This window comes from Nonomuraea endophytica (assembly GCF_014203235.1).
GTDB classification, from domain to species: domain Bacteria; phylum Actinomycetota; class Actinomycetes; order Streptosporangiales; family Streptosporangiaceae; genus Nonomuraea; species Nonomuraea endophytica.
The window spans coordinates 12,916-37,091 of the sequence record NZ_JACHIN010000026.1; the positions used below are offsets into that span (position 1 = coordinate 12,916).

The window sequence follows — 24,176 nt, forward strand, 5'->3', positions numbered from 1 at the left end:
AACTATCTGGTGTCGAATTTTCTGCGGACGATCACGACCACCAGGAGCACGATGGCCAGCACGTCGAACAGCGCGCCGGGCGCGGCCCCGAACCGCTCCGGCCCGAGCAGGATCAGGAAGGTCGCCTTGGTCGCGATGGCGGTGGCGGCGACCGGGATCCGGGCTAAGGGCTGGAAGGCGGCCCAGACGAGCGCGGCGCCGAGCGCCGCCTGAAGCATGCCGCGGTGTTGCAGCAGGGTCAGGGCCATCGGATCGGACGGCACCGCCATGCCGTACGCGGTGGTCAGGGACGCGGGCACGAGCAGGGCGGCGACCGGCGTGGCGGTGATCACGCCGAGGGCCACCAGGATGATCCTGTCCAACATGTTCCCTCACTCTGATTATCAGTAGAGCTGATTATCAGCATAAGGAATCGATGTGTCCGCGTGAAGGCCCTAGATTTGGGTTCATGGAGCCACGCCTCGACACCCAGACGGGCTACCTGCTCGTCAAGCTCGGAGCCCTGGCCGGGGCGCGGTTCGACGGCGTGCTGGCGCCGCTGGGCCTGCGCGGGCGGCACGTGCGGGTGATCGAGGAGATGCGCGGCGCCAGCCACTCGCAGCAGGAGCTGTGCCAGGCCACCGGCCTGGACCGGACCACGATGGTGGCCGTGCTCGACGACCTGGAGCAGCGCGGGTACGCGCGCCGCTCGCGCAGCACGGCGGACCGGCGCAAGCACGTGGTGACGCTCACCGGTGCGGGCGAGCGCGCGTTCAAGGAGGCGGCGCGGGCGCTGGCCGACGCGCAGGAGGCTTTTCTCGCTCCGCTGAGCGCCGGGGAACGCGACCAGCTGCGCGACCTCGTCGAGCGGCTGCGGACTACGACAGGGTGACCTTCTCCAGGAATGCGTTGACGTTGGCCACGGTCCGCTCGGCCAGCTGGTCCAGCGTCAGCGACTCGTGCAGCCGTGAGCCGGGCCCGGCGTCCTTCTTGCCACGCAGGTAGAGGGAGCAGGCCAGGTCGGTGCACATGTAGGCGCCCACGGAGTTGCCCTGCTGGCCGTCCTTCCCGGCTCTGCGCGCGGTCAGCAGGGACACGCCGTCGCCCGTGTGGCTGGTCAGGCAGATGGAGCACATGCTGCGCCGTACGTGCCGGGCGTTCGGCGCGGCACGGCGCAGCGCGACCCCCACGAACGCCACGCCGTCGTCGGCGACTAGATAGGCCCGCTCGGGCGCGGCGGGGTCCTGCCAGCCGAGAAAGTCCAGGTCATCCCACGGCCGCTCAGCCAGATCCCTGGGTACGGCCAGCCGCTTGGCCTCCCCTTTGGTGCAGTTGACGAAGGACGCGCGGATCTCACGCTCGGTCAGTGGTCTCATACCGGCGAAGCTAACTTTTCCTAGAGGTACTATGCAAATGATTAATCCCTCTAGGAAGATGGCCACATGGCACGCGCTGGACTGAGCGCCGACCGCCTGACCAGGGCGGGAGCGGAGCTGGCCGACGAGATCGGCTTCGAGAACGTGACCGTCTCGGCGCTCGCGCGCAGGTTCGGCGTCAAGGACGCGAGCCTGTACTCCCACATCAAGAACGCCCAGGACCTACGTGTGCGGATGGCCGCCCTGGCGCTGGCCGAGATGGCCGACCGGGCCGCCGCCGCGCTGGCCGGCCGTTCGGGCCGGGACGCGCTGGCCGCCTTCGCCAACGCCTACCGCGACTACGCCACGCAACACCCGGGCCGGTACACCTCCGCCCAGATCGAAATCGACTCCGATGGCCCGGCCGCCGACGCCGCCCGGCGGCACTCGGCGATGACCCGCGCGATCCTGCGCGGCTACGCGCTGCCCGAGCCCGACGAGACCGACGCGGTGCGCCTGCTGCACAGCACCTTCCACGGTTTCGTCAGCCTGGAGCGGGCCGGCAGCTTCAGCCACGGCGCCCGCGACTCCGGCGCCTCGTGGGCCCGCATCCTGGACACCCTCCACACGCTCCTCACGACCTGGCATTCAGACTGAGCCCGCCTCATCCTCCGGGAGTCTGGGGGTCACCCGGCAGTTGGTGTGCAGGTACTGGGCCACGCCGTCCTTGAAGTCGTAGATCGCGACGGTCTGGGTGTCCTCCTCGGTGGGCATGAGGAAGTGCGTGTCGCTCACCGGCAGCAGCTCGTAGGTCAGGCGGTCCGGTTTGCCGAGGAAGGCGGCCTCCATCGGGTTGAGGAAGTGGGTCATGAACAGCTTCTCGCCCTCCGCCTTCACCTCGTAGCGGAGGTCCGGCCGCCCGTAGACGCCGTCGTACCGGGAAAGATCAAGCTTCAGATCCGGTACGGGCGCCGGGAGGGCGGGGATCGTGACCGCGCCGAGCTCGGCCAGGATCTCGTTGAACACCTTCCGGTACAGGCCGTCGCGCGGCCCGCCGTTGGTCAGCATGGTGATCGCGAGGTTGGAGTCGGGCAGGACGCGCAGCCGGGCGTTCTGGCCGATGGTGCTGCCGTCGTGCGCGTAGACGGTCTCGCCGTGCCAGTCGCACACGATGAGCCCGAGCGCCCATTCAGGTCCGAACATGTACGGATCAGGCACCGGCACGCGTGATCGCATCATCTCCCGCACGCTCTCGGCCGAGACGATCCTCGTGCCGTTGGCCGCCGTGCCATCGTTGAGCAGCACGTGGGCCAGCGCGAGCACCTCCCCGGCGGTCGAGCAGAGGTTGCCGCCGGGACCGAACGAGCGCGGCAGGTAGTCCACCGGCGAGACGATCGGCCCCTCTTCCGGCGAACGGACCACGTGCCCGGTGGCCGCCCGGGTGAGGTCCACGTGCTCACGCCGGCTGCTCGTCCTGGTCAACCCCATCGGCTCAAAGAGCCGATATTTCATGATGTCGTCCCACCCGCGCCCGTCGACCACCTCCATGACGCGCGCGAGCGCCGCGTACCCGAACGCCGCGCTGTATCCATGGGTGTACGCCAGCGGGTGCACCTGCGGCGCCCCGGCGATGTTGGCGACCATGCGCTCATAGACGTCGTCGCCTTCACCGGGATCGCCGAAGGACTCCTCGATGCCGTTGGTGTGGTTGAGCAGATGGCGCGGCGTGACCGCGGCGCTGACCTGCGGATCGGCGACCGCGAACCCGGGCAGATAGCTCCGCACCGGCTCGTCCAGGGCGGCCTTGCCCTCGTCGACGAGCTGCATGAACGCGAGCGCGGTCCAGGTCTTCGTCATGGACCCGCACTGGTAGATGGTGCCCGGCGTGGCGGGCTCCCGCGTCACGACATGCCTGACCCCGGCGGCGAACTCGGTGATCTCACCGTTGTGCAGGATGCCCACCGCGGCGCTCGGGGTCTGGAACTCGTCGAGGATCTCCAGCAGCCGCTCCGGGGTCATCCGGGCAGCCCGACCGCGTTCGCGCCGTCGGCCTCGAAGTACTCCGTCGTGGCGTGCGGGCCGTCGAGGATCGCCTTCACGCTGTCGATCGAGTCGTGGACGATGACGTTCACCGCCCTGGTCCCGTCGGTGCTCGCCACCGCCACCAGCCACCGCGCGCCCGCGGGCAGCCGGCCGTGCGCCATCTTGAGCGTGTCCCAGAATCCCGGCTCGTCGCTGATCGTGGAAATCGCCATTACGTGCATGCTTGTCGCACCCCTTTCGAATCGCGGAAAGGCTACGTTGCGTTTCATAAATCGTCAACGAAAGTGCGGCAATTTCCCTGATAATTGCAATGGTATTGACGGGAAACGCAACGAGTGTTGCAATGACTTGTCGACGAACGCACCCAGGAGGCGAACCGATGCCCGGAGGCAGGCTGACCCACGACGAACGCCGCCAGATCGCCGCCCACGTCGCCGACGGCCTCGGATACGCCGAGATCGCCAGACGGCTCGGCCGGCCGACCTCGACCATCAGCCGCGAGGTCGCCCGCAACGGCGGACCCGGCGGCTACCTCGCCGACCCCGCCCAGCAGGCAACCGGGCGGCGGGCGCGGCGGCGCGGGCCGTACCGGACGGTGTCACCGACCGCGACCCACGACTTCGCGGAACGACTCGCCGCGCTGATGTCCGAAACCGGACTGCCCCGCATGCCGTCCCGGGTCTTCGTCTGCCTGCTCACCACCGAGTCAGGAAGCCTGACCGCCGCCGAACTCGCCACGCGCCTGCAGGTCAGCCCCGCGTCGGTCTCCAAGGCCATCGCCTACCTCCATCCCCTGGGCCTGGTCGGCCGCGAACCCGACCCCGGCGGCCGCCGCGAACGCTACGTCGTCCACGAGGACTCCTGGCTACGCGCCTGGACGGCCGACACCCGCGCGCACGACAAGGTGGCGGAGGCCACCCGGGACGGCATCGAGATCCTGGGGGCCGACACGGCGGCCGGAATCCGGCTGGCTCGTATGGGGAGGTTCTTCGCCTGGATCAGCGAGGAGATGGCCAGCACCGTCCTGACCGAACCGGCGGTGCACAACGCGCTGACGGTACTCGCCGCCCTCGTCCATGCCGCCCGGCCGCTGACCGTGGACGAACTCGCCGCAGCCCTGACACTCCCCCGCGAACGCGTCGCCGACGGCCTCAACGCGCTCATCCAACGCCCAGCCATCGCCGACCCCCTGACCGTGCGGCACGCCGATACCGGCACCTACACCATCACCACCCGCCCAGACCGCCTAACCCCAGCCCAACGCGCAGCCCTAACCACCCCAAGCGGCAGATCACCATCGGCCCCGACCGGCGGGTCACCGTCGGGCCCGACCGGCGGGTCACCGTCCTCTTCGAACGGTGGGTCCCCGCCCGACCCGGGCGGTCCATCACCGTCCAGCCCTTAGCCCATTCCGGTCCTTAGCTCCCACCAGCGCTTGGCTCAGCTGCCACGGGCCCCTTGGCCCCTTGGCTTCCACCTGCGGTTGTCTCAGCTCCCACCGGCCTTCAGTTTCCACCGGCCCTTAGCTCAGCCACGACGGCCCGCTCCCGCAGCTGCGCCGCCTCCGCCCTGACCGTCTCCAGCTCGGCCCGCAGATCCTCCAGCCGAGCCCGATCCACCAGCGACTCCCCTCTGAGCCGATCCTTCTCCGCCGAAAGACGCTCGTTCTCGCCCGCGAGGTGATCCCGCTCAGCCCGAGCCGTGTCGAGCCCAGCCCGTGCTTCATCCAGCTCAGCCCGCGCTTGGTCCAACTCAGGCCCACCACCGGCAGCCACCACCCGAGCCTCAACCGCGCTCAACTCCGCCCGAGCCACATCCCGGGCGTCCTGCGCCTCGGCCAGCCGTACCAGAGCCTCATCGCGAGCCGCCTCCGCCTTGAAGAGCTCCGCAGCCGCAACCCGCCGCCCCTCCTCCGCGGCATCGGCCCGCGCGACCGCCCGCTCCCGCTCCTCCACCGCCGCCAAGGCCCGCGCCCCAGCCGCCGCGACATCCCGTTCAGCGTCCTCCCGCCCCCGCTCAGCCTCCAGCCGCGCAGTTTCCGCCGCCGCAGCACCCCCGAGTGCCCGCTCACGATCCGCCCGCGCAACCTCAGCTTCCTGCTCAGCCCGTACGGCCCGCGCCTCCGCCACCGAAACCTGCCCCAGAGCAACGTCAACCCGCCCAGCCAGCTCCTCCCGAGCCAGCTCAGCAGCCTCAACCCGCCGAGCAGCCTCCTCAGCTACTTCCTCAGCCCGCCGAGCCGCCCCGTCCGCCAACTCCTTGGCCTGCCGCACAGCCTCATCAGCCCGCTGGTTGGCCTGCCGTTCGGTGGAAGCCGCCTCCCGCAAAGCAGCCAGCGCCTGCTCCCGAGCCTGCTCAGCATCCCCAAGGGCAGCATCCCGCTCCCCCTCGGCCTCATCCACCCGCCCCCGCATGCGCTCGGTCTCCCGCTGCGCTTCCTCAACGGCTTCGCGGGCCAGCCGTACCTGCTCAAAGGCCTGTTCCCGCTCCGTACGCGCGATCGCCACCCGCGTATGCGCCTCAGCCTGAACCGCACTCAGCTTCGCCTCAACCCCAGCAGGACTGAACTCCTGCGCCAGCGCCCGAGCCAACGGCTCAACAGCCGCCGCCAGCCCAATCTCCATCCGGTCATAAAGCTGCTCAGCCCTGGCCAACGCCCCCTCAAGCCCCGGCGTAGCCCTCCGCAACTCCCGCTCCCGCTTGGCGGCCGCCTGACAATCCCCCTCAGGACAGTACGCCTTGGGCCTCCCCCGCCCCGCCCGCTGCTCAATCGGCGTCCCACAGTGCTTACACGGCGTAACCACGCCCATCTCCCCGCTCACAACAGCACCCTAGCATTTTCTATTTTCCAGAAAATCAAAATCAGAAAATAAGATCCGTTGCGTCCAGCACTGCTGGGCTAACTTGCGGGAATGGAGAATTCCCGCAAGTAACCATCCAGAGAGCGCTCCTGCCGCATCAGGCGCTGTCCGCGGAGATCGCCACGAAGCTGTCCTGCGGTTTTGCCACATGCCGCCAGCGGAAGATTGCCACCTCGCGGGGTCCGCGGGCGTGAACCTTCCAGCTATCGGACGGCCTGCGACGTGGGACATGACGGGGCGACGCTGGCGGATATGCCGCTCGCTGGCGGCGAATCGCCCGACGAGCTGCTGCTTTGCCATCTCAAGCCAGTGGTCTGTGCCACAGAGAGGCGACCTGGGCGCACCCCTCCCGGAGGCGTACGCCGACGGCCTGGACATGAACCCGCCAACCACCCCCACCCAGCTGGCCGACGACTGGATCCCGCGCGCCGGTTCTTCGCCGGCACCGCTCCACGGGCGCTCGCCGCCGACTGCCCAGCCCGGTAGCTGGTCGGCTGCGCCGACAACCGTCCCGTCTGCTCGGCTGAGGCTTTCCTGTCCGCGGGCGCCGCCGGGATCTACAACATCGCCACCGCCGCCCGCCGCCGCGACCATGGCGGCGCCATCACCCCGCACACCGCCTAAACGCGGGCTACGAGACCGCGGTCGTGCAGGCCTCCGCCGACGGCGAACCCGTCTACCGCCGCCTCGGCTTCACCGCCTGCAAGCACTTGACCGAGTACGCCATCAGCCCCTCACCCCCGACCGGCGAAACCCGCACCACGGGGAACCATGAGGTCTAGTGCTGTGACCGGGATGGTCCACCGTGATCGGAAGGCGGCTCGCGGGAGGAGCGCACGCGCAACGGCTGGTATTACTGGGGCATGCAGGAAGAGACGGCACGCTCCGCGATCGACACGTTCATCTCCGCGTTCAACGCCTCGGACGACAGCCATGTGACTGCCCTGCTCTCCCACGCCCTGACCTCAGACGTGGTCTTCTGGGGGCCGTTGGGTCGCAGCGAAGGAATCGCGGCGGTCGAGCGGTTCGTGCTGGACATTCGGCGCCACCCGGCGGGGACCGGCACGATGGTGCGCTGCTCGGCGGTGGACATGCCTGACGAGTGGGCCCGGTACCAGTGGGTCTTCACTACGCCGGATGGAGGCCCCCGCCTGGCGGGAACGGACGTCGTCCATCTGCGGCGGAGCCTCATCGACCAGGTCATCGTCTTTGCGGGGGAGATCGAGCCGTCCGCCTTCTGAGTCGTTCTGCGGTGGTGGGAGTTGGCCAGGGTGAACTGCCGCAGCAGGCCGAAGTGGGCCTCGATCGGGTTGGCCCAAGATGCGTAGGTCGGGGTGAAGCACAGCTCGACCTTGTTTTTCTTCGCCCGGCGGCGGATGTCGGTGCCGGTGTGGGCGGAGAAGCTGTCCAGGATGAGGTAGATCGGGGTGCCGTCGGGTCGGGCGGCACGGATCGACTCCAGCCCGGCCAGGGTGTTGGCGATGCCCTTGCGGCGGTTGACGCCCCACAGGCGGTCGTCGCCCACGGAGTAGCAGCCGTGGAAGTAGGTGCCGCCGTGGGTGCGGCGGTAGGTCGCCGGCAGCCGGTTGGGCTTGCCCTGCTTCGCCCAGCAGGAGCCTGCGGTGGGCCGGATCCCCAACGGCCCGAACTCGTCGAAGGCGAAGACCCGGTCCGGGAAGCGGTCCAGAACCTGCTCAATCCGGTCGATCTTGACGTCGCGATGAAGGGTCGGGTGATTCCTTCCATGTCTTGGTGCGCTGGAAAGGTGATGCCGCGGCGCCGGAGCAGGCACCGTAAGGCTTCACGGCCGATGCGGATGACACGTCCGTGCACTTCCCGCAGGTAGACGGCGAGTTTGCGGATCCACCAGCGGGTGGTGGCCGTCCGGATGACGAAGTCCTCGTCGTCAGGGGTGAGCAGGCGGGGACGGACTCCCGCCCGCCGAGGGCCCGGGCAGGCCAGACCGATCCCGTTGAAGCGGTGGATCACCTCGCGCACGGTGTCCTCATCGGCCTGGACCAGCTGGGTGATCACCCGCACCCGGTTTCCGCCCGCCGAAGCGAGCAGCATCATCGCCAACCGTCACGACCACCAACCCGGCGAACCTACGCGGTCACAGCACTAGCCGACGCTGCCTCATGCCCCGAACGCCCATGACACCATCAGCGGGAACTCCTCACGCCAGAAGGCACCGCCGTGCGACCCGGCCCGCTCCGTCATGACGACCTCCGCACCCGTATCGCGCAGCGCGACCGCCCACCGGGTCGCGTTCTCGAGGAAGAACGGCTCCTGCGTGCCGGCGACGAGGTACGTACGCGGAATCGAACCCGGCATCACGCCAGGCGGCCGGAACCCCGCGCCCGGCGAGGCGCAGAAGACCACACCATAGACGTCCGGATGCCGAAGCCCCATCGCGAGCGCCAGCTCTCCACCCGCCGAGACACCGAACACCGCGTTGCGTTCGGCCGGGAGCGCGACGCCGAACCGCGACCGCACCCACCGCCGGACGTCCGCGACGAAGAACTGCTCGTGCGCCGCGAACCGTTGCTGGTCGAAGCCCGGTGAGTACTCGTGGAGCCGAAGCGTCTCATCGGTCGCGCGGTGTACACCGACGATTATCGTGGACGGCGCGCCGGCCGCCTCAAGGACTCCGCCCCACTGCGAGATCAACTGACCGTCCCCGGCGAACACGACCGCCTCGGGCGGATCCGGCGGGACGTACACCGTGACCTGCCGGCCACCGTCGTGATCGAACGTCTCGGTGACGAACTCGCCGGCTGCTGCCTGGTCATGCATGTCGAATCCCGGTCCTCAGATCTCGGCGACCACCACCGGACCCACAGGCGCTCGTCGCACCTGTCGCCGAGAGCACCGTTCAGATCCGCACACCGTCAGGCTACGGGCATCGCCGGAGCGCGAGGAGCCGCGCCGTACGAGAAAAGGAGCATTCGACCTGCTTTGCGTGTGTTGGGTGATGAGGACCTCTATGCCGTCGAGGAGGCGCTGGAGGCCGATTCTGCCCGGGGGTCGGGGCGCCGGCGGAAGCGATGCGCCCTCAAAGCCGCGCTGGGCCGCGGTTCTCGCAAGTGGCGGAGCCGCTGCTCGAACGAGGTGAGGAGGACGGCTTCTCGCGCCTGTGAGCGTGGGGCTCTCAGCCATCGGGCGCCCTGTGCCCTGCGGTCACCACCAGCCGCAGCGCCGACTCCCCGGAGGCAGGAACGACCACCGTCTGGCCGGGACCGGATTCCGCCAGGACGAACGCGGTGTCCAGCATGCATCCCGCAGCCGAGCCGATGGCCGTCGGCACACAGCCACAGACGTTCCGAGCCGTGACGCGCCCCGGCTCATGCGGTCGCTCTACATGCCTAACGTGCCTGATCACATCATCTTGCTCTGACCTGCGAAAAGAACTGGCTCGCGGTTCCTGCTCACGATGCCGCCGCTGCCGGGCGGCCGGGCAAGGAAGGCCCGAACCGGGCTGGGAGGGTCCGGCGGCGTGGTCGCATACGTCGCGGACATCCATCCTGCAACTGCTCGGGCCGTCAGACAGAACACCTATAGACAGCGTGGCGTAATGATGTGAACACTCTGGGCGACAGGTCCTCCCCCCCGGCGGCCACTTCTCGCAGCCTCACCGTCACCGGTGTGCTTCGTGCTGCCCAAAGTGCGTCCGCCAAGGACACCACGAAGGAGAAGCCATGCTGTCCAAGAAGCTCATCGCCCTTCCGATCGCCCTCCTGGCGGCCGGAGCGTGCGTGTGCGCGGCCACGACCGCCACCGCCAGCACCGCGGCCAAGCCGGCCTCGGCCCGCCAGACGGCACTGCCGCCGGGCTATCAGCTCGTCACGCTGCCCAACGCCAACGTCCCCAACTTCCAGCGCCGCACGCTGCTCTGCCCCGGCACCAAGCGCGTCCTCGGCGGCGGCGCCGAAGCTCAAGGCAACCGGGCGATCCTCGTCGGCTCCTTCCCCACCACCGACGGACGCGGCTGGATCGGCATCGGCCGCCAGGACGGCTTTAACGACGTCGGCATCAGCGTCTACGCCATCTGCGCCGACTGATCCTCCTCGGCTTCTGTCTTGGCCCGCGCCGGGCCGAGACAGAAGCCCACCTCGCTCACCCCGTCCCCCTGGCCACGGTGACCAGGGGGGTCGGCACCCGCCAGGCGTTGTGCGTGGCGGGAGCACTCAAGATCATTTCCTTCACCCGGCAGGGCGCTGTTCTGTCCCGTCCCCGGCAGGCGCCCTCGCCAGGGCGCACAGCCGTTGGCGTTCCACCTTGATGGGCCGGGAGCGCACGTAGCGGATTGGTCGCAATGCGCCGCACACCGAGAGCCGGTGGGCTGGCGGGTCACCATGGACATGTGGTTGCGCGGATGACGAAGCGGACGTGGCCGGGGTGCGGGACAACTCCGGCGTGATCCAGACCGGGCGTCGACTCCAGCGCCCAGTTGTGGAGGCAGGCAATGGACACTTCCGGCCGTGAGCAGCACCCCTGTCGACCTGGGGAAGCTCCTCCGACGACGGTGCTCGGCTCGAGGACCAGGCCCGCGGCGGCTGCCCCGACACCCCGGCCCCGACCGGCACAAACGCGTCTGCGACGGAGCCGGAAGAGGTGTTCCGGCGCGAGGCTCTCGACCGGTACGGCGACGCCGGGCCGCGTCCAGCGCGACATCGGCGATGCGGCCGAGGGAGCGGGCGTCGAGGACACCGCTGCGGTGGCGGCGGATCGAGCCCGGCCGGCCAGGGTGGTGGCCGCCGACAAGGCTGGCGCCGTACCCGATCGCCGGGCTCGCGAGACCCCCGCCACCCCGCGACCGAGCCTCGTCGGCCCGGTCAGACGCCCAGGGTCATGGTCAGCGTGTAGCCGTCGGCGGTTGCGGTCATGGCCGGGACCAGCGTGTCCGGGTCGTCGGTGCGGCCGTAGACCATGTCGTCGGCGAGCTTCACGGGTGCGAGGCCGTGGCGGCTGTAGGGCTCGCGCCCCTTGGCCGCCTCTATGACGTGGTCGGGGAACAGGATCTGCGTGGTCTGCACCGTGCTGCCGCCCTCGTAGACCAGGCCGACCTGGCCGCCCTTGTGGATCTTGACGTGGATGTGGGTGACGCGGTCGCCGTACCAGCCGGGCAGGATCGTGGTGAAGCGGGCGACGCCGTCACCGCCCGTCACCTGGACGCCACGCAGGAACGTGCGGTCGTCGCCCACGCCGTCCTCGGGCGGCACCGGTTCGCCGGGTGACTTCTCCACGAAGCCGGAGTAGTAGCCGTAGGCGTCGCAGTGCCAGATCTCGACGGGCGTTCCGGGCACAGGGGCGCAGCCTTGCCTCATGTCGACCACGGTGAGGGCCATGTCCAGGACGAGGCCCGGCTTGCCCTCCCTGATGTCGCGGCGGACGAACTGCCTGGACAGGTAGTACGGCCCCTCGATGGCCTCGGGCGTGGTCACGCAGACCGCAGCCGCCGCGCCCGGGGCCGCGGCGGGTGCTCGCGGGGTGTCCTCGGCGGCGCACGCGCCGGTCAGCCCTGCCGCCGCCATCGCGGTCAGGACTGTTCTGCGACTTGGTTCCATGCTCTCCACCGTGCGCTGCACACCTGAGAGCCAGATTTACGAAACGGCGTCGTCGCGTATCGTCAGCGCGTCGCGGAAGCGCGCCCCACTCATCGGCCGGACACCGGTGAGGGCTACGCCGAGCGGTAGGTGGCGCTCTGCATCTACCGTTACGGCGAGCCCGGCGCGATCCGCACCGGCAGCGCGGTGAGCGCGCGCACGAGCCCCGGCCTCCAAATGATCTCTTCCGCCGGTACGGCCAGCCGCAGCTTCGGCAGGCGTACCAGAAGAGTGTGCAGGGCGATCTCGGCCTCGGCCCTGGCCAGAGCGGCGCCGAGACAGTAGTGGATGCCGTGCCCGAACCCCAGATGCGCGTTGTCGGACCGGTCGAGCATCAGCTGGTCCGGATCGGCGAACCGGCGCGGATCGCGGTTGGCGGCGGCGTTGACGATCTGCACCACCTCGCCCTCGGGGATGGCGACGCCGCCGATCTCGACGTCCTCGAGGGTGAAGCGCATCGGCGAGATCTCCGCGGGACCGCTGACGCGCAACATCTCCTCAACGGCCACCGCCATCGCCCCGGCGTCACCGCGCAGAAGATCGGCCCTGGCGGGGTCGGTGAGCAGGATGAGGGCACCGGAGCTGATCAGGCTGACGGTGGTCTCGTGCCCGGCCATCAGAATGCTGATCGCCACCGAGGTGAGCTCCTCGTCGGAGAGCCGGTCCCTGGCGTGGACCAGCGCCGACAGCAGGTCGTCGCCGGGCTCGGCGCGCTTGGCCTCGATCAGCCCGCCCATGTACGCGACCAGGCCGCGCGCACCGGCGGCGATCCCGTCGAGGTCGGCGGCCTGGAGCGCGGCCGACCACGCACGCCAGGTGTCCTGGTCGGCCTGCGGAACACCGAGCAGCTCGCAGATGACCCTGATCGGCAACGGGTAGGCCAGCGCCTCGATCAGGTCGGCCTCCTCCCGGCCGGCGAGGGCGTCGACGAGCTCGTCGGTAATCTCCTGGATGCGCGGCCGCAACGCGTGGACGCGCCGCGCGGTGAACTCCCGGGAGACCAGCCCGCGCAGCCGGGTGTGATCCGGCGGGTCGTAGGCGCCGAGCGTCCGCATCAGGTAGGGCAGGACGTCTTCGGGCAGTCCGGCCGCGGCGGCCACGTCGAGCTTGCCCTGCCGGGCCAGGTCGCTGCTGAACCGGGAGTCGGTCAGCACCGCCAGGCAATCCTCGTAGCCGGTGACGAGCCAGATGGGCGTGCCGTCGACGTAGCGCCCCTGGACGACGGGCCCCGCCTTGGCGAGGCCGGCGAAGAACGCGTCCCGGTCGGAAGTGGTGAACAGGCCGGTCAGGTCGGTGCTCATACGAGTCCCTTCAGGATCATGACGCTGTCTCAGGACCGTTCGTTTCGGACCTTCTCGTACGCGCTCCGCACCCGCTCGTCGGCGAACACGCCCTGGGTGAGCATTTCGAGCGCCGTGCCGGAGAAGCGCAGGGTGGCGCCGGTCTCGGCGAGATCGTCCTCGCCGAGTGCGCGCGCCAGATGGGCGTGCAGCACGACGGGCGTCAGCAGCCAGCCGACATAGATGGCCGCGCGGGCGTGCGGGTCGGCGGCGGGCCTGACCCAGCCTTCGGCGACGCCCTGCTCCAGCCAGCGCTCGGAGCCGGCGACCATCGAGTCGAAGAGCGCCGCGGCGTCGGGCGACTCGTCGAGGAAGGCACGGGCGAGGTAGCGCCGGATCGGCGTGGCGTCCTCGATCATCGAGCCGATCCGGCTGGTGTCGTCCAGGTCGGGGCTGGTGCCGTCGCCGCGCAGCATCTCGACCAGATACGCATCGCAGGCCTTGCGAAGCCCGTCCTTGGATCCGAAGTGGTGCAGGACGAGCGCGGGCGAGACTCCGGCCTGGGCGGCGATGGCACGCACGCTGACTCGGTTGACGCCTTCGCGCCCGAACAGGTCGAGTGCGGCGTCCCGGATCCGGGCGCGCGCCGTGAGATCGGAGTCTGAACGCATGAACAGCATACTAAACAAACGTTCAGCCTCTGACAACAGCTGACGCGGGTGGGGCGTCAACCTTGGGAAACCGTGATGCCCTTGGGGCCACTGCGCCGTGCTGCGAGCCAACTTCGGCACAGCACCGACGCCGAGGCGGTTTCGCCTTCACCGAGGTCCTGCAGCCGGGGCCCTCGATCTGAGCGTGGCCAGGATCAACGACAAGTGGAGCTCCACCGGGGGGGAATGGGTCGTGTTTCACTACGACATGACGAACTTCCCCTTCCTCAAGTCCATGGGCGATCCCCAGATGGGAATCTGTAGTGAAACTCTGGATGCTGCTGGCCGGGGTCGCGGCGGCCCGTGCACCAGCAACACCAGCGGCAGCCCTTTTGGCTCCACCCCGACCGGCAGCGTCAGGAACGCGTGCAGGGGCAACCCGTCCCGAGCCGGGAAGCCGACCGCGATCATGGGCGCCAGGTCGGCCGGGTCCAGGTCCGGGCCGGACAGCAGCCGGCTCTCGCCCGTGCCATGGTCGTAGAACCAGGTGAGTCCCGGCTCGCGGTCGTGGACGAACGTCGCCACCCATCGCCGCTCGGTCTCGTCCGAGGACACCGTGTGCAAAACGCCGTCGGACAGGGTGGACAGCGCCGCGTACACCTCGGCGAAGTGCGGATCCAGCACCTCGATTCCCGGCCGATCACCGACGAAGCGGGCCGCGATGATCTCCCCGGTGCGCCGGCTGATGAACACGGTCGGAGGCAGGCGGGAGTCCATCAGACCCATGGTGCACAGGCTGCGCCCCTGCACCGCCGCCACCACGCTCTCCTCGCCGCTCTCCCAGTCGATGCGGACGATCCGCAGGTCGTCCGAGTCCTGGTACGCGCCGACCAGCAGGCCCTTGCCGTCGGGCGTCGCGATCTGAAGGGGCAACCCCAGCGGGTACTCCGGGCCGCCCAGCCGGCGAAGAAGGCGCTTCTCGCCGGGCCCGGGGCCGACCGCGTAAATCTCGTAGCTGCCGTCGTCGGTGAGCACCGAGTGGAACGGCGCTCCGCCGTCGCGATCGACCACCACGGTGGCGTTCGGCTGGGGCTGCTCCAGGTGCACCGTCGTCTCGCCGGTGGCGACCTCGATCCGGAACACGTCGACGGACGCCGGCCTGCGGTTCATCCAGACGAGCACGCTGCCCGGGACCAACCTCATCGGCTCGGCGCCGAACACCCGCGATCCCGGCGGCATCGGCGTCAGGTCGACCGCCGGCTCGTCCGGCGCGTCGAGGTCGACACGGTAAAGGTGCCAGTCCTCGTTGCCGTCGTTGTCCTGGAGATACAGCAGCCAGCGCGGGTCGTCGGTCCAGTAGTACGTCTTGATGCCGCGCCGAGCGTCGTGCGTGACGCAAACGGCATCCGCGTGCTCCTCGTGGATCCCGCGTACCCACACATTCGTGCGGCCGTGCTCCGGCGCCAGGTAGGCGATCCTCGTTCCGTCCGGCGAGATCGACGCACCGGAGAACTCCGGATCACTGAAGAACGTCTCGATGTCGACCAACTCTTGCGGCGATATCGCGGTCATTCCGGCTCCAACCTGGGGTTGTGGCGTCGTAGGTGGACGATCCCCATGCAAAGCTATGCCGTTACGGCACAGTCAACCCCCGCGGCACAGGCTCGTCAGGGAGCACGCCGGGCCTGCTGGAAACGCTCCATGGTCGGAACGTGCGGTTGTGAGCTAGATCACGGTTGAGGTTGACCTTGGGTCAGGGTGAAAGCTCGGCGCAAGATAACTCCTTCGAAAGGCGCGCCACCATGACGATCACCCTTTCCGACCAGGACAAAAGCACCCTGCGAATTGCCGCGTATGGCGCCGTGACTTTGATGACCGCCGCCGGTGCGGCCGGCCAGCCTCACAAGATCGCCACCAACGGCAGCATCGCGCTGGGCTCGGCCACCGGCCTGATCGGGCACGTGCTCGCCGACCACCCCGAGGCCAAGGACCTGACCGGGAGGTCCGTGGCCGAGATCGCCGACCGCGTGCTGCCGGCCCTGACCACGGCCATGAACCTGCTGAAGCGGCAGGACCCGGCCGAGGCCGACAACTTCCGCAAGACCGTCCTCGTAGCTGCCGAGTCCGCCCAGATGCCCCAGGACCGGCCGAGCCCCGCCGCGGCCGAGATGGTCCGCAAGATCACCGAAGCCCTCGACGCCGCCGTACCGGATCGCCCGGAACTGCAGAAGGCGATCGAGGAGATCGTCGAGTCCGGTTTCCTCGGGGTGGCGCTGCGCGTGCGCGACGAGCAGGGCGAATGGGCAGGCAGCGCCGGGGCGGCCGAGCTGGGCGGGACCGCCAAGCCGCCGGTCCACGGGCATGCCCGGATCGGCAGCAACACCAAGACCTTCACCGCGACCCTGGTGCTGCAACTGGTGGCCGAAGGCAAGATCCATCTGGACACCCCGGCGGCGGACTACCTGCCCGAGCTCGGGCTGGACCGGCGGATCACGGTGCGGATGCTGCTGCAGCACACCAGCGGGCTGTTCAACTTCACCGGCGAGGTCTACGACGACGGGACGATCGTGCACGGGATTCCCGTTCCCTACAGCACCACGGGCAGGGAGTGGGTGGACAAGCGGTTCCACACCTACAAGCCCGAGGATCTGGTACGGCTGTCGCTGTCCAAGCCGGCCCGGTTCGAGCCGGGGACGGGCTGGAGCTATTCCAACACCAACTACGTGCTGGCCCGGCTGCTGATCGAGAAGGTCACCGGCCGGTCGCTGGCCGAGGAGATGCAGCGGCGAATCCTGGACCCGCTAGGACTGACGGGAACGGTGGTGCCGGACGCCTCACCGGAGATCCCCGAGCCGCACGCCCACGTCTACTACCGCTACGAGGACACGACGATCGACATCACCCGCCACAACCCCTCCTGGGTCTCCACCGGCGGTGACATGATCTCGACCAGCCAGGATCTGGCCACGTTCATCTCCGCGCTGGTAAGCGGCAAGCTCCTGCCTGCCCCACTACTGGCCGAGATGTGCACCCCGCACTCCACGGGCCTCCCGAACATGGACTACGGGCTGGGAGTGTTCGTCCAGAGAACGGACTGCGGCGGCACGGTCATCACCCACAACGGCGGCACGGTCGGCTCCGCGGCACTGATGTACACCACGCCCGACGGCGGCAAGACCCTGACCGCCGTACTCAACTGGGTGGACGACGCCGACATGTCCGTCGCGGCAGCGTTCCAGAACGCCCAGAAGCGACTCGTCAACGAGGTGTTCTGCGGCACGGCTCAGCCGGCGAACTGAACACCTTGCTCAATTGCGGCGCTTGATAGATCTTTGCGGAGCCGGGCTGCGCAGGTGGCGCGTAGCCGTCCGTTGGCTGGACTTCGCAGCTCAGTTTCGCATCCTGCCTGACTTCTTCCAGACGCTCGGCCAACAGTTGCCAGGCTGCCTTCCGCTTCATGGTCAGCATCGGAACTCGGGCGCCGAGCGCGGGGTAACTTCGCCAGTACCCGAATCTGCTCGCACAGCTGCGTGCAGAACCCTACGGGCGGGACGTGCAGATCGCGTGCAAAAGTACCTGTCCATACCCCGAAGCCGGCACACTACGTCCATGGTTCAGAGCTGAGTGGCGGCTCGCCGCAACCGTAGAAGTTCCGGCCGAGACCGCCGCCACCTCAGAATGGCGGAGTAGCAAACTGTTGAAGTTCCCCGCCTGGTCCGTCTCGCCCCCTCGGCTCGCACGCGAACCACACATGGACGACGCCTCACGCCGACAGGCACAAAGCCGTTCCCGGAGCGCACTGCAGGAATGACCTGGAACCGGATCGCCCGATCCGAGCGGTGGGCCGGGCACAGCGCCGGCCCACCCTCGTCCATCTCTCGTGTCCCGTCAGGGTCGGGCAGGCTTCAGGCCGGTCGGCGGTGAGCCGTACCTTGCCCGTCCCCTACGTCGACGCCCTCGGCCTCACCTACTTCTGGCTGCCGGGGCGGGCGTCGAGGGGGTCAAGGTTCTGCTTCTCGGGGTAGCCGGGGGCCTTGTCGAAGCGGACGGTGTTGCCATCACGGTTGAACCAGCCCTTGAAACGCCAGTTGATGAAGCCGCCGTCGCCGGGGTTCACGAGCGTCTCGGCGGTGTCGAAGACGTAGACGGAGTAAACATGGGCAGGAGCGACCTTCTTGCGGGTCTCGGGGTTGGTGGTGCCGAGCCCCCAGTGGCACAGCATCAGCTTGGCCGCCGGTTCGTTCTGGACGAGACTGCCGCCCCAGTCGTGCTTCTTGAAGTAGGAACTGCCGTTGCCCAGGCTGGGCGCGATGGTTTTGCCGTCGTAGGAGAGGCCCTGGTAGAGGACGGCGATGTTCCACCGGCCGCTGGAGGCCTTGTCCGCGGCGGCGAGGGCTTCCTCGGTGAACTTCTCGCGCCGGCTGTCCATTCTCGTCTCATCGACGATCATGGAGATGAGGCCGCCGATCGCCTCTCCGGCGCTCATCATGCCGTTGGAGCCGCCCCCGCCCTTGCCGTGCTTGCCGTTGGGGTTCCACTGGTTGGCGGCGGGGTTGACCGGCAGGAACGGCGAACGAGCGAGGCCCTCCTGGCACGGGTACTTGTCGTAGTCGCCGGCGGCCGAAGCCGCCGGCGCCGCCACGAGCATCGAGCCCGCTACCACGACGGCTGCTCCGGCGCCTGCGAGCTTTCTGGTGATCGTCATGAATCATCTCCCTCGATCGGACACTGACCGGCAGACCGTAACGACGAGGGATAGACAACTTGTGACAGGGAGATAAATCCGGCCGCGATGCCCACGCGGCGCCGGGACATCCGCGAGATCGCCACGCCAGCGCATCTACACCGGATGGGACGGCGCCTCGGCCGAGGTCGAGCCGAGCTGATCCGCGCCAGCCGTGCGTGCACTTCCCAGAGGCGGCCCATTATCAAGGTGAGCTGCCACGCCTCGGAAAGCTCTGAGGGCAATACCGGCGAAATCATTTGTTTGCTAGAGCACGCCGTGCAGAGGTCAGGCGGTTTTGACGATGGTTCCGGCGGCTTCGAGCGCCGTCACCTCGTCTGTGGGCGCAGTGGTGTCGGTGACGAGGGCGTGGAGGAGTGAGGTGGGGCCGACGTAGGCGTACGCGGTGCGGGTGAGCTTGGTGCCGTCCGCGGCGACGATGGTGCGGCGGCTGGAGGCGATGCCCGCCTTCTTCACCGCCGCGTCGTCGAGGTCGTAGGCGGTCAGGCCCTGGGCTGCGCTCAGGCCGCAGCAGCCGATGATCGCGGTGTCGAAGCGCAGGGCTGCCAGGGAGGCCAGGGTGAGAGGGCCGGACAGGGCTCCTTCGGCGGCGCGGGGGCGTCCGCCGGGCACCATCAGCGTGGTTGGTCCGGGTGTCTGGCTGAGCAGGTGGATGGCCTGGAGCGAGAGGGGCATCACGCTGAGCGGCCGCCCGCGCAGCAGGCGGGCGACCTCCAGGCAGGTGGTGCCGCTGTCCAGGAGGACGCTTTCGCCGTCGGCGATGAGCGCGGACACCTCGGCGGCGATCCTGCGCTTGGCGTCCACGGCCTCGTGGGCGCGTAGCGCGAAGGGCGGCTCCGCGCCCCTGAGCAGCAGGGTACGGGCGCCGCCGCGGACACGTTCGAGGGCGCCTTGTGCGGCCAGCGCTTCCAGGTCGCGCCGGATGGTCATCTCCGAGGCGCCGGTCAGCTCGGAGAGTTCCTGGACCGTGAGGCTGCCTGAGTCCCGGACGGCCTGCGCGATCAGCCCGTGACGGTCTGCGTTGCTCATACGGCGATTGAACACCATGGTGAAACGAACATGCAAACTGTTCGTTATAGCGTTTTTTCAACACGTATTGTGGTTGCTATGGCACGTTCGCTGCGAGCCGCCCGTGTGGCGACCTTCGTCTACTTCGTCCTCTGCGGCGCCTTGATGGGCACGTGGGTGGTGCACATCCCCGCCATCGAGGAGCGGGTGGGCATCAGCCACGCCACGCTGGGCGGCCTGCTGGTACTGCTGGGCCTGGGCGCCGTCCTCGGGATGCAGGTGACCGGCCGGCTGACCGACCGCCTCGGGACGCGTGTGGTGGTCCCCGCCTCGGGTGTGCTGTGCGGCGCCGCCCTGGTGCTGCCGGGACTGTCCGACAGCCCCTGGATGCTGGCCGGCGCCCTGCTGGTCTTCGGCTTCTGCAACGGGTGCCTGGATGTGAGCATGAACGCGCATGCCGTACACGTGGAGAAGGCCTATCAGAGGCCTGTCATGTCGGCCTTCCACGCCACCTTTTCCGTCGGCGGTGTGCTTGCCGCGCTGGTCGCCGCGGGGGCCGCGGGCACCGGCCTGAGCACGGCGGTGACGCTGGGCGCTGTGGGAGCCTTGGGCATCGTGGTCGCTCTGATCGCGGCGCGCGGCCTGCTGCCCGGCACCCGCGCGGCTGGAGAGGACACCGCGCCGGCCGCCAAGCGGCGCGGCAAGCCCCGGCAGATCTGGATCCTCGCCGGCCTGGCGTTGATGGTCATGCTGTGCGAGGGGGCCGCCAACGACTGGAGTGCCCTGCACCTCAAGGACGTCCTCGGGGTGCCGGCGAGCGTCGCCGCCTTCGGATATGGCACGTTCGCGGCGGCGATGACCGTCGGCCGTCTGCTCGCCGACCGCGTCTCCGCCCGGTTCGGGTCGATGGCCGCCCTGCGGTACGGCTCGGCCACCGCCGCCGTCGGCATCACGATCGTGGCCCTCACCCCGTGGACCGGAGGCGCGTTCGCCGGATGGGCGCTGTTCGGACTGGGCCTGTCGGGCTGCGTCCCCCAGCTGTTCAGCGCGGCCGGGCACGCGGACCCCGCTGCCGCCGGGGCCAACGTCTCCCGCGTGGCCGGGCTGGGCTACCTCGGCATGCTCGCTGGCCCCGCCGTCATCGGCTGGCTGACCCACCTCACCGCACTGAACCACACCTTCCTGCTGCTGAGCCTGCTGTGCGTGACCACCGCCGCCGCAGCCGGCGTCCTGCGCGTCCGCGATGCGGACCACCCTCGCGAGCCGGTACGCAGCAGCCGCTGACCACCTGCCCAGACAGAAGGATTCGCCACCATGTCCATCGTCCTGTTCGACCTCTTCGGGGTCATCGCCCTGCCCCAACGCCCCGGCACCATGGCGCGGATGGCCGCCCGGTGCCACACACCCGTCGACGCCTTCACCGAGGCCTACTGGACCTGCCGCCCGCCCTACGACAGCGCGCAACACACCGCCACCGAGTACTGGACGGCGGTGCTGCGACGGTTGTCCCGCCCGTCCGATGCCGACACGATCGAGGAACTGCGACTCGCCGACATCGACAGCTGGTCCCGCGTGGACGCGCACATGGTCGCCTACGCGCGGTCCCTGCGCGAGCACGCGAGAGTCGCCCTGCTGTCCAACATCCCCTCGGACCACGCGGACGCCTTCCTCGCCACACAGCCCTGGCTGCGGGACCTGGACCACATCGCCTTCTCCGGAAAGATCAAGGCGGCGAAGCCGGACCCGGCGGCCTTCCACCACTGCCTCGCCGCCCTGCGGGCCTTGCCCGCCGATGTCCTGTTCGTCGACGACCGCGTGGAGAACGTCCGCGCGGCTCAGGCGCTCGGCATGCACGGACACCTCTTCACCGGACTCGGCGAGCTGACGGCAGCGGTCGACACGTGGCTGCCGTCCCGCACCGACATCTGATCCCAGTGCTGCCCGCCTGGGTCCGAATTGCGGACCATGGGCAGGACGGGCTCGTGGAGGGCGCGCTCGGCGTGCGGTTGGAACACCTCGCGGCCGTCGGCGTCGAACTCCGGCCACCCTACCGTGCCGTCCTCGGCGGACGTGGCCACCACGATCACGGCACGGCCCGCTGCGTCAGCGCCGGCTCTGAGTTCCGTGGCGCAGGACGACCGGTCCGAACAGGCCGGTGCTGCGCTGGCCGGGGAAGACGAAGTGGGTGGGGCTGGCCTCGTCTCAGCAGTGGCCCCCGCACGACCTCGCCCTCCGAGACGGATCGGCACCACGACGTCGCGGGTGGACTTCGGCTGCGACCCGGGCGAGTGGACGGACGCGTGGTCGGCCACCGGCATCTCGCACCACTGGGCGCTGGGCACCGGTCACCGCCTGGCCGACCTGCGGGCGGTCGCCGACCTGCTCGGCGTGGAGGTGACCGACGTCCGCCCCTGACGATCACGGTCTCGTGTCGTATTGAGGGTTGCGCCGATCGTCGTGCTGGTGAAGGTCCAGGTCCGGTAGCCGCCGTATCTGGGCATGACCATCCAGAACGACAGGAAACACGATCATGAATCCGACACTCAACATCATCGACATCGTGGTGTCCGATCTGCGGGCCTCGATCGCCTTCTACGCCCGGCTCGGGCTTGAGTTCAAGATCGACGAGTACTCGGCGGAGCACGCCGGCTGCGACCTGCCGAACGGGCTGCACGTGATGCTCGACACCGAGGGGTTTCGCACCCCGTTCCTGCCCGGCTGGAGCAAGCCGGAAGGCGGGCCGCGTACCCTGCTGTGCTTCCAGTTCGAGAGTCCGGCGGAGGTGGATGCCAAATACGCCGAGCTCGTCGAGGCCGGGCATCGCGGGATCGCCGAGCCGTTCGACGCCTTCTGGGGCATGCGCTACGCCACGGTCGCCGACCCTGACGGGTGCGGCATTGACCTGTACGCCACGTTGCCGGCCGGCTGAGCAGCATCGACGAACGGGAGGAGACAGAGAATGAAGTACGTGCTGATGTTCATCGAGACCGAGCAGTTCGCCCGGCAGCTGGAGGAGATGGGAGAGCTGGAGCAGCGCCAGGCCTATGAGGCGGTGGGCCGGTGGTTCGCCGACCACGCCGAAGTGATCACGCACCACGTGCATCTGGCGCCGGTTCACACCGCCACCACCATGCGCCTCGACGGTGCCGAGCCGATCGTCACCGACGGGCCGTACATGGAGGGCAAAGAGGTGGTGAGCGGGTTCGCCGAGGTCGAGGTCGCCGATCTGGACGAGGTGCTGAAGCTGGCCCGCTCGTGGCCGGCGTGCCCGATCGTGGAGATTCGCCCCGTCTCATGACCAGTCCTGCCGACCCGCCCGCTGCGCGTACCGGGGAATCCCCGGACGGCGACAGCGGGCGCGTGCTCGCGCGGGTGCTGCGTGAGCACGCGGGACGGCTGGCGGCGAGCCTGATCTCGCTGCTGGGCGACTTCTCGGCCGCCGAGGACCTGGTGCAGGACGCGGTGGAGACGGCGCTGCGCCGCTGGCCGGTCGAGGGGGTTCCCGACCGGCCGCAGGCCTGGCTGTACACGGTCGCGCGGCGGCGGGGCCTCGATGTGCTGCGGCGCGAGTCGAACTACCGGGCCAAGCTCGCTCAACTGCGCTGGCCGGAGCCGCAGGAGACCGACGACCGGCTCCGGCTGATCTTCACCTGCTGCCATCCGGCCCTGGCCCCGGAAGCCCGGATCGCCCTCACCCTGCGGGTGGTGTGCGGGCTGTCGGTGGCGCAGATCGCCGCCGCGTTCGTCGTGCCGGAGGCGACGGTGGCCCAGCGCATCACCCGGGCGAAGAAGAAGATCAGCCAGGCCGGCATCCCCTACCGTGTGCCCTCGGCCGGGGAACTGCCGCAGCGGCTGGCCTCGGTGCTGTCGGTCGTCTATCTGCTGTTCAACGAGGGCTACCTGTCCAGCACCGGCGAGCGAGCACAGGCGCGCGACCTGGTCGACGACGCCGAATGGCTGGCCGCCCTGCTGGTCAACCTGGTGCCCGGCGAGCCGGAGGTGACCGGGCTGCTGGCACTGATCCGGCTGCACCGGGCCCGCGGGCCGGCCCGTTTCGACGACCGCGGCCGGCTGGTGCTACTGGCCGACCAGGACCGCTCCCGCTGGGACCACCAGGCGATCGAACAGGCCGGCGCGCTGCTGACCCGGGCGGCGCGGGCCCATCGGCGGCCTGGGCCGTACCAACTGCAGGCGGCGATCGCGGCCTGCCACGCGGAGGCGCCGACCTTCGCCGCCACCGACTGGGCGCAGATCCTGGTGCTCTACGACATGCTCGCGCACTTCGCACCCTCGCCGGTCACCCGGCTGCACCGGGCTGTCGCCGTACGCCACGTGCACGATCCCGCGGTGGCGCTGGCCGAGGTCGACGCGCTGGAACACGACCTGGCCACCTACGCGCTCTGGCACGCCACCCGCGCCGAGCTGCTGCGCGAGCTGGGCCAGGTCGAACAGGCGCGGGCCTGTGACGAACGGGCACTGGAGCTGACCACCAACCCGGCCCAGCAGGCGTTGCTGGCAGAGCGCCTCACCTGGACCTGACCCCGATCTCGGATGACGGTGAAGCCGAACTGAATGCCGTCCATGTAACGATGCCTTGAGGTCCGTAAACGACGGCACCGGACTATCTGAAGGGCTGCGATGAGATCCACG

At 69.3% G+C, this 24,176-nt stretch carries 26 protein-coding genes and 1 pseudogene; 13 read left to right on the forward strand and 14 right to left on the reverse strand.

The annotated features are described in order from the left end of the window. Nucleotides 1–2 precede the first annotated feature (2 nt). Entirely contained in the window at nucleotides 3–365 is a 363-nt protein-coding gene (locus HNR40_RS50665) for a hypothetical protein (protein WP_184975292.1), read from the reverse strand. Nucleotides 366–448: 83 nt separating this feature from the next. On the opposite strand from HNR40_RS50665, the gene HNR40_RS50670 reads away from it, so the two are divergent. Further along, on the forward strand, nucleotides 449–871 hold the full coding sequence (locus HNR40_RS50670) for a MarR family winged helix-turn-helix transcriptional regulator (protein WP_184975295.1): 423 nt from the start codon (nucleotides 449–451) through the stop codon (nucleotides 869–871). Here the strand turns inward: HNR40_RS50670 and HNR40_RS50675 are convergent. Continuing rightward, the gene (locus tag HNR40_RS50675) at nucleotides 858–1,355 is read right to left on the reverse strand and encodes an FBP domain-containing protein (RefSeq protein WP_184975298.1); all 498 of its coding nucleotides are present in this window, start codon (nucleotides 1,353–1,355) and stop codon (nucleotides 858–860) included. The two genes, HNR40_RS50670 and HNR40_RS50675, sit on opposite strands and share 14 nt — an antisense overlap. A gap of 66 nt (nucleotides 1,356–1,421) precedes the next feature. Between HNR40_RS50675 and HNR40_RS50680 the strand changes: the two genes are divergently transcribed. Beyond that, a complete protein-coding gene (locus HNR40_RS50680; protein WP_184975301.1) occupies nucleotides 1,422–1,991 on the forward strand; it encodes a TetR/AcrR family transcriptional regulator in 570 nt (189 codons plus the stop codon). Here the strand turns inward: HNR40_RS50680 and HNR40_RS50685 are convergent. Both HNR40_RS50685 and HNR40_RS50690 read right to left on the reverse strand, forming a co-directional pair. Beyond that, the gene (locus HNR40_RS50685; protein WP_184975304.1) at nucleotides 1,983–3,353 is read right to left on the reverse strand and encodes a serine hydrolase domain-containing protein; all 1,371 of its coding nucleotides are present in this window, start codon (nucleotides 3,351–3,353) and stop codon (nucleotides 1,983–1,985) included. The genes HNR40_RS50680 and HNR40_RS50685 overlap by 9 nt on opposite strands. Next, nucleotides 3,350–3,589, reverse strand: a complete 240-nt coding sequence (locus tag HNR40_RS50690; RefSeq protein WP_221341834.1) for a hypothetical protein — start codon at nucleotides 3,587–3,589, stop codon at nucleotides 3,350–3,352. Before HNR40_RS50690 ends, HNR40_RS50685 begins: the two co-directional genes overlap by 4 nt. A 167-nt stretch (nucleotides 3,590–3,756) precedes the next feature. Between HNR40_RS50690 and HNR40_RS50695 the strand changes: the two genes are divergently transcribed. Then, a complete protein-coding gene (locus HNR40_RS50695) occupies nucleotides 3,757–4,782 on the forward strand; it encodes a GbsR/MarR family transcriptional regulator (protein WP_376773613.1) in 1,026 nt (341 codons plus the stop codon). A gap of 100 nt (nucleotides 4,783–4,882) precedes the next feature. Here the strand turns inward: HNR40_RS50695 and HNR40_RS50700 are convergent, their stop codons facing one another. Then, nucleotides 4,883–6,199, reverse strand: coding sequence for a coiled-coil domain-containing protein (locus HNR40_RS50700; protein ID WP_184975309.1), 1,317 nt, complete (start codon nucleotides 6,197–6,199; stop codon nucleotides 4,883–4,885). A gap of 686 nt (nucleotides 6,200–6,885) precedes the next feature. On the opposite strand from HNR40_RS50700, the gene HNR40_RS56940 reads away from it, so the two are divergent. Beyond that, nucleotides 6,886–7,020, forward strand: coding sequence for a hypothetical protein (locus HNR40_RS56940; protein ID WP_281395883.1), 135 nt, complete (start codon nucleotides 6,886–6,888; stop codon nucleotides 7,018–7,020). A gap of 81 nt (nucleotides 7,021–7,101) precedes the next feature. Then, nucleotides 7,102–7,479: a nuclear transport factor 2 family protein gene (locus tag HNR40_RS50710; protein WP_184975490.1), complete on the forward strand. Its 378-nt coding sequence runs from the start codon at nucleotides 7,102–7,104 to the stop codon at nucleotides 7,477–7,479. Here HNR40_RS50710 and HNR40_RS57735 read toward each other — a convergent pair. From HNR40_RS57735 to HNR40_RS56945, 3 genes and pseudogenes are all read right to left on the reverse strand, one after another. Next, nucleotides 7,479–8,320: pseudogene (locus tag HNR40_RS57735) on the reverse strand (IS630 family transposase); the annotation flags it as partial. The gene HNR40_RS50710 and the pseudogene HNR40_RS57735 overlap by 1 nt on opposite strands. A 54-nt stretch (nucleotides 8,321–8,374) precedes the next feature. Beyond that, on the reverse strand, nucleotides 8,375–9,034 hold the full coding sequence (locus HNR40_RS50720) for an alpha/beta hydrolase (RefSeq protein WP_184975313.1): 660 nt from the start codon (nucleotides 9,032–9,034) through the stop codon (nucleotides 8,375–8,377). A gap of 355 nt (nucleotides 9,035–9,389) precedes the next feature. Then, complete coding sequence (locus HNR40_RS56945; protein WP_281395884.1) at nucleotides 9,390–9,512, reverse strand: hypothetical protein; 123 nt, start codon at nucleotides 9,510–9,512, stop codon at nucleotides 9,390–9,392. Between the two features lie 424 nt (nucleotides 9,513–9,936). Between HNR40_RS56945 and HNR40_RS50725 the strand changes: the two genes are divergently transcribed. Continuing rightward, nucleotides 9,937–10,299 (forward strand): hypothetical protein, encoded by a 363-nt coding sequence (locus HNR40_RS50725; RefSeq protein ID WP_184975316.1) that lies wholly within the window; start codon nucleotides 9,937–9,939, stop codon nucleotides 10,297–10,299. 774 nt (nucleotides 10,300–11,073) lie between these two features. On the opposite strand, the gene HNR40_RS50730 is transcribed toward HNR40_RS50725, so the two are convergent. The 4 genes from HNR40_RS50730 to HNR40_RS50745 all read right to left on the reverse strand — a co-directional run bounded on the left by HNR40_RS50730 (nucleotide 11,074) and on the right by HNR40_RS50745 (nucleotide 15,346). Beyond that, nucleotides 11,074–11,805, reverse strand: coding sequence for a dioxygenase family protein (locus tag HNR40_RS50730; RefSeq protein WP_184975319.1), 732 nt, complete (start codon nucleotides 11,803–11,805; stop codon nucleotides 11,074–11,076). A 149-nt stretch (nucleotides 11,806–11,954) separates the two neighbouring features. Then, a complete protein-coding gene (locus HNR40_RS50735; RefSeq protein ID WP_184975322.1) occupies nucleotides 11,955–13,145 on the reverse strand; it encodes a cytochrome P450 family protein in 1,191 nt (396 codons plus the stop codon). 29 nt (nucleotides 13,146–13,174) lie between these two features. Then, entirely contained in the window at nucleotides 13,175–13,795 is a 621-nt protein-coding gene (locus HNR40_RS50740) for a TetR/AcrR family transcriptional regulator (protein WP_184975325.1), read from the reverse strand. A 240-nt stretch (nucleotides 13,796–14,035) separates the two neighbouring features. Further along, nucleotides 14,036–15,346, reverse strand: a complete 1,311-nt coding sequence (locus HNR40_RS50745) for an alpha/beta hydrolase (RefSeq protein ID WP_221341835.1) — start codon at nucleotides 15,344–15,346, stop codon at nucleotides 14,036–14,038. A gap of 230 nt (nucleotides 15,347–15,576) precedes the next feature. On the opposite strand from HNR40_RS50745, the gene HNR40_RS50750 reads away from it, so the two are divergent. Continuing rightward, nucleotides 15,577–17,073 carry a serine hydrolase domain-containing protein gene (locus HNR40_RS50750; RefSeq protein ID WP_246510831.1) on the forward strand — a complete coding sequence of 499 codons (1,497 nt, stop codon included), beginning with the start codon at nucleotides 15,577–15,579 and terminating at the stop codon, nucleotides 17,071–17,073. 668 nt (nucleotides 17,074–17,741) lie between these two features. On the opposite strand, the gene HNR40_RS50755 is transcribed toward HNR40_RS50750, so the two are convergent. Both HNR40_RS50755 and HNR40_RS50760 read right to left on the reverse strand, forming a co-directional pair. Continuing rightward, a complete protein-coding gene (locus HNR40_RS50755) occupies nucleotides 17,742–18,479 on the reverse strand; it encodes a hypothetical protein (RefSeq protein WP_184975328.1) in 738 nt (245 codons plus the stop codon). 306 nt (nucleotides 18,480–18,785) lie between these two features. Then, nucleotides 18,786–19,547: a DeoR/GlpR family DNA-binding transcription regulator gene (locus HNR40_RS50760; RefSeq protein WP_184975331.1), complete on the reverse strand. Its 762-nt coding sequence runs from the start codon at nucleotides 19,545–19,547 to the stop codon at nucleotides 18,786–18,788. A gap of 78 nt (nucleotides 19,548–19,625) precedes the next feature. Between HNR40_RS50760 and HNR40_RS50765 the strand changes: the two genes are divergently transcribed. From HNR40_RS50765 to HNR40_RS50790, 6 genes are all read left to right on the forward strand, one after another. Beyond that, on the forward strand, nucleotides 19,626–20,810 hold the full coding sequence (locus tag HNR40_RS50765) for an MFS transporter (RefSeq protein WP_184975334.1): 1,185 nt from the start codon (nucleotides 19,626–19,628) through the stop codon (nucleotides 20,808–20,810). A gap of 30 nt (nucleotides 20,811–20,840) precedes the next feature. Then, nucleotides 20,841–21,455 carry an HAD family hydrolase gene (locus HNR40_RS50770; RefSeq protein WP_184975337.1) on the forward strand — a complete coding sequence of 205 codons (615 nt, stop codon included), beginning with the start codon at nucleotides 20,841–20,843 and terminating at the stop codon, nucleotides 21,453–21,455. Nucleotides 21,456–21,788: 333 nt separating this feature from the next. Beyond that, nucleotides 21,789–21,941, forward strand: coding sequence for a hypothetical protein (locus HNR40_RS50775; RefSeq protein WP_246510832.1), 153 nt, complete (start codon nucleotides 21,789–21,791; stop codon nucleotides 21,939–21,941). Nucleotides 21,942–22,056: 115 nt separating this feature from the next. Further along, nucleotides 22,057–22,455, forward strand: a complete 399-nt coding sequence (locus tag HNR40_RS50780; RefSeq protein WP_184975340.1) for a VOC family protein — start codon at nucleotides 22,057–22,059, stop codon at nucleotides 22,453–22,455. Between the two features lie 30 nt (nucleotides 22,456–22,485). After that, nucleotides 22,486–22,824, forward strand: a complete 339-nt coding sequence (locus tag HNR40_RS50785; RefSeq protein WP_184975345.1) for a YciI family protein — start codon at nucleotides 22,486–22,488, stop codon at nucleotides 22,822–22,824. Then, complete coding sequence (locus HNR40_RS50790; RefSeq protein ID WP_184975348.1) at nucleotides 22,821–24,065, forward strand: RNA polymerase sigma factor; 1,245 nt, start codon at nucleotides 22,821–22,823, stop codon at nucleotides 24,063–24,065. Before HNR40_RS50785 ends, HNR40_RS50790 begins: the two co-directional genes overlap by 4 nt. Nucleotides 24,066–24,176: the final 111 nt, after the last annotated feature.

What these genes read in the sequence shown, in the direction of transcription:
- HNR40_RS50755 (WP_184975328.1), bottom strand. Translation starts at nt 18,479, where the DNA reads ATGACGATCACCAGAAAGCTCGCAGGCGCCGGAGCAGCCGTCGTGGTA.
- HNR40_RS50745 (WP_221341835.1), bottom strand. Translation starts at nt 15,346, where the DNA reads ATGACCGCGATATCGCCGCAAGAGTTGGTCGACATCGAGACGTTCTTC.
- HNR40_RS50685 (WP_184975304.1), bottom strand. Translation starts at nt 3,353, where the DNA reads ATGACCCCGGAGCGGCTGCTGGAGATCCTCGACGAGTTCCAGACCCCG.
- HNR40_RS56945 (WP_281395884.1), bottom strand. Translation starts at nt 9,512, where the DNA reads ATGCTGGACACCGCGTTCGTCCTGGCGGAATCCGGTCCCGGCCAGACG.
- HNR40_RS50665 (WP_184975292.1), bottom strand. Translation starts at nt 365, where the DNA reads ATGTTGGACAGGATCATCCTGGTGGCCCTCGGCGTGATCACCGCCACG.
- HNR40_RS50675 (WP_184975298.1), bottom strand. Translation starts at nt 1,355, where the DNA reads ATGAGACCACTGACCGAGCGTGAGATCCGCGCGTCCTTCGTCAACTGC.
- HNR40_RS50690 (WP_221341834.1), bottom strand. Translation starts at nt 3,589, where the DNA reads ATGGCGATTTCCACGATCAGCGACGAGCCGGGATTCTGGGACACGCTC.
- HNR40_RS50770 (WP_184975337.1), top strand. Translation starts at nt 20,841, where the DNA reads ATGTCCATCGTCCTGTTCGACCTCTTCGGGGTCATCGCCCTGCCCCAA.
- HNR40_RS50735 (WP_184975322.1), bottom strand. Translation starts at nt 13,145, where the DNA reads ATGAGCACCGACCTGACCGGCCTGTTCACCACTTCCGACCGGGACGCG.
- HNR40_RS50790 (WP_184975348.1), top strand. Translation starts at nt 22,821, where the DNA reads ATGACCAGTCCTGCCGACCCGCCCGCTGCGCGTACCGGGGAATCCCCG.
- HNR40_RS50725 (WP_184975316.1), top strand. Translation starts at nt 9,937, where the DNA reads ATGCTGTCCAAGAAGCTCATCGCCCTTCCGATCGCCCTCCTGGCGGCC.
- HNR40_RS50695 (WP_376773613.1), top strand. Translation starts at nt 3,757, where the DNA reads ATGCCCGGAGGCAGGCTGACCCACGACGAACGCCGCCAGATCGCCGCC.
- HNR40_RS50750 (WP_246510831.1), top strand. Translation starts at nt 15,577, where the DNA reads ATGACGATCACCCTTTCCGACCAGGACAAAAGCACCCTGCGAATTGCC.
- HNR40_RS50720 (WP_184975313.1), bottom strand. Translation starts at nt 9,034, where the DNA reads ATGCATGACCAGGCAGCAGCCGGCGAGTTCGTCACCGAGACGTTCGAT.
- HNR40_RS50680 (WP_184975301.1), top strand. Translation starts at nt 1,422, where the DNA reads ATGGCACGCGCTGGACTGAGCGCCGACCGCCTGACCAGGGCGGGAGCG.
- HNR40_RS50765 (WP_184975334.1), top strand. Translation starts at nt 19,626, where the DNA reads ATGGCACGTTCGCTGCGAGCCGCCCGTGTGGCGACCTTCGTCTACTTC.
- HNR40_RS50710 (WP_184975490.1), top strand. Translation starts at nt 7,102, where the DNA reads ATGCAGGAAGAGACGGCACGCTCCGCGATCGACACGTTCATCTCCGCG.
- HNR40_RS50730 (WP_184975319.1), bottom strand. Translation starts at nt 11,805, where the DNA reads ATGGAACCAAGTCGCAGAACAGTCCTGACCGCGATGGCGGCGGCAGGG.
- HNR40_RS50780 (WP_184975340.1), top strand. Translation starts at nt 22,057, where the DNA reads ATGAATCCGACACTCAACATCATCGACATCGTGGTGTCCGATCTGCGG.
- HNR40_RS50785 (WP_184975345.1), top strand. Translation starts at nt 22,486, where the DNA reads ATGAAGTACGTGCTGATGTTCATCGAGACCGAGCAGTTCGCCCGGCAG.
- HNR40_RS50670 (WP_184975295.1), top strand. Translation starts at nt 449, where the DNA reads ATGGAGCCACGCCTCGACACCCAGACGGGCTACCTGCTCGTCAAGCTC.
- HNR40_RS50740 (WP_184975325.1), bottom strand. Translation starts at nt 13,795, where the DNA reads ATGCGTTCAGACTCCGATCTCACGGCGCGCGCCCGGATCCGGGACGCC.
- HNR40_RS50760 (WP_184975331.1), bottom strand. Translation starts at nt 19,547, where the DNA reads ATGAGCAACGCAGACCGTCACGGGCTGATCGCGCAGGCCGTCCGGGAC.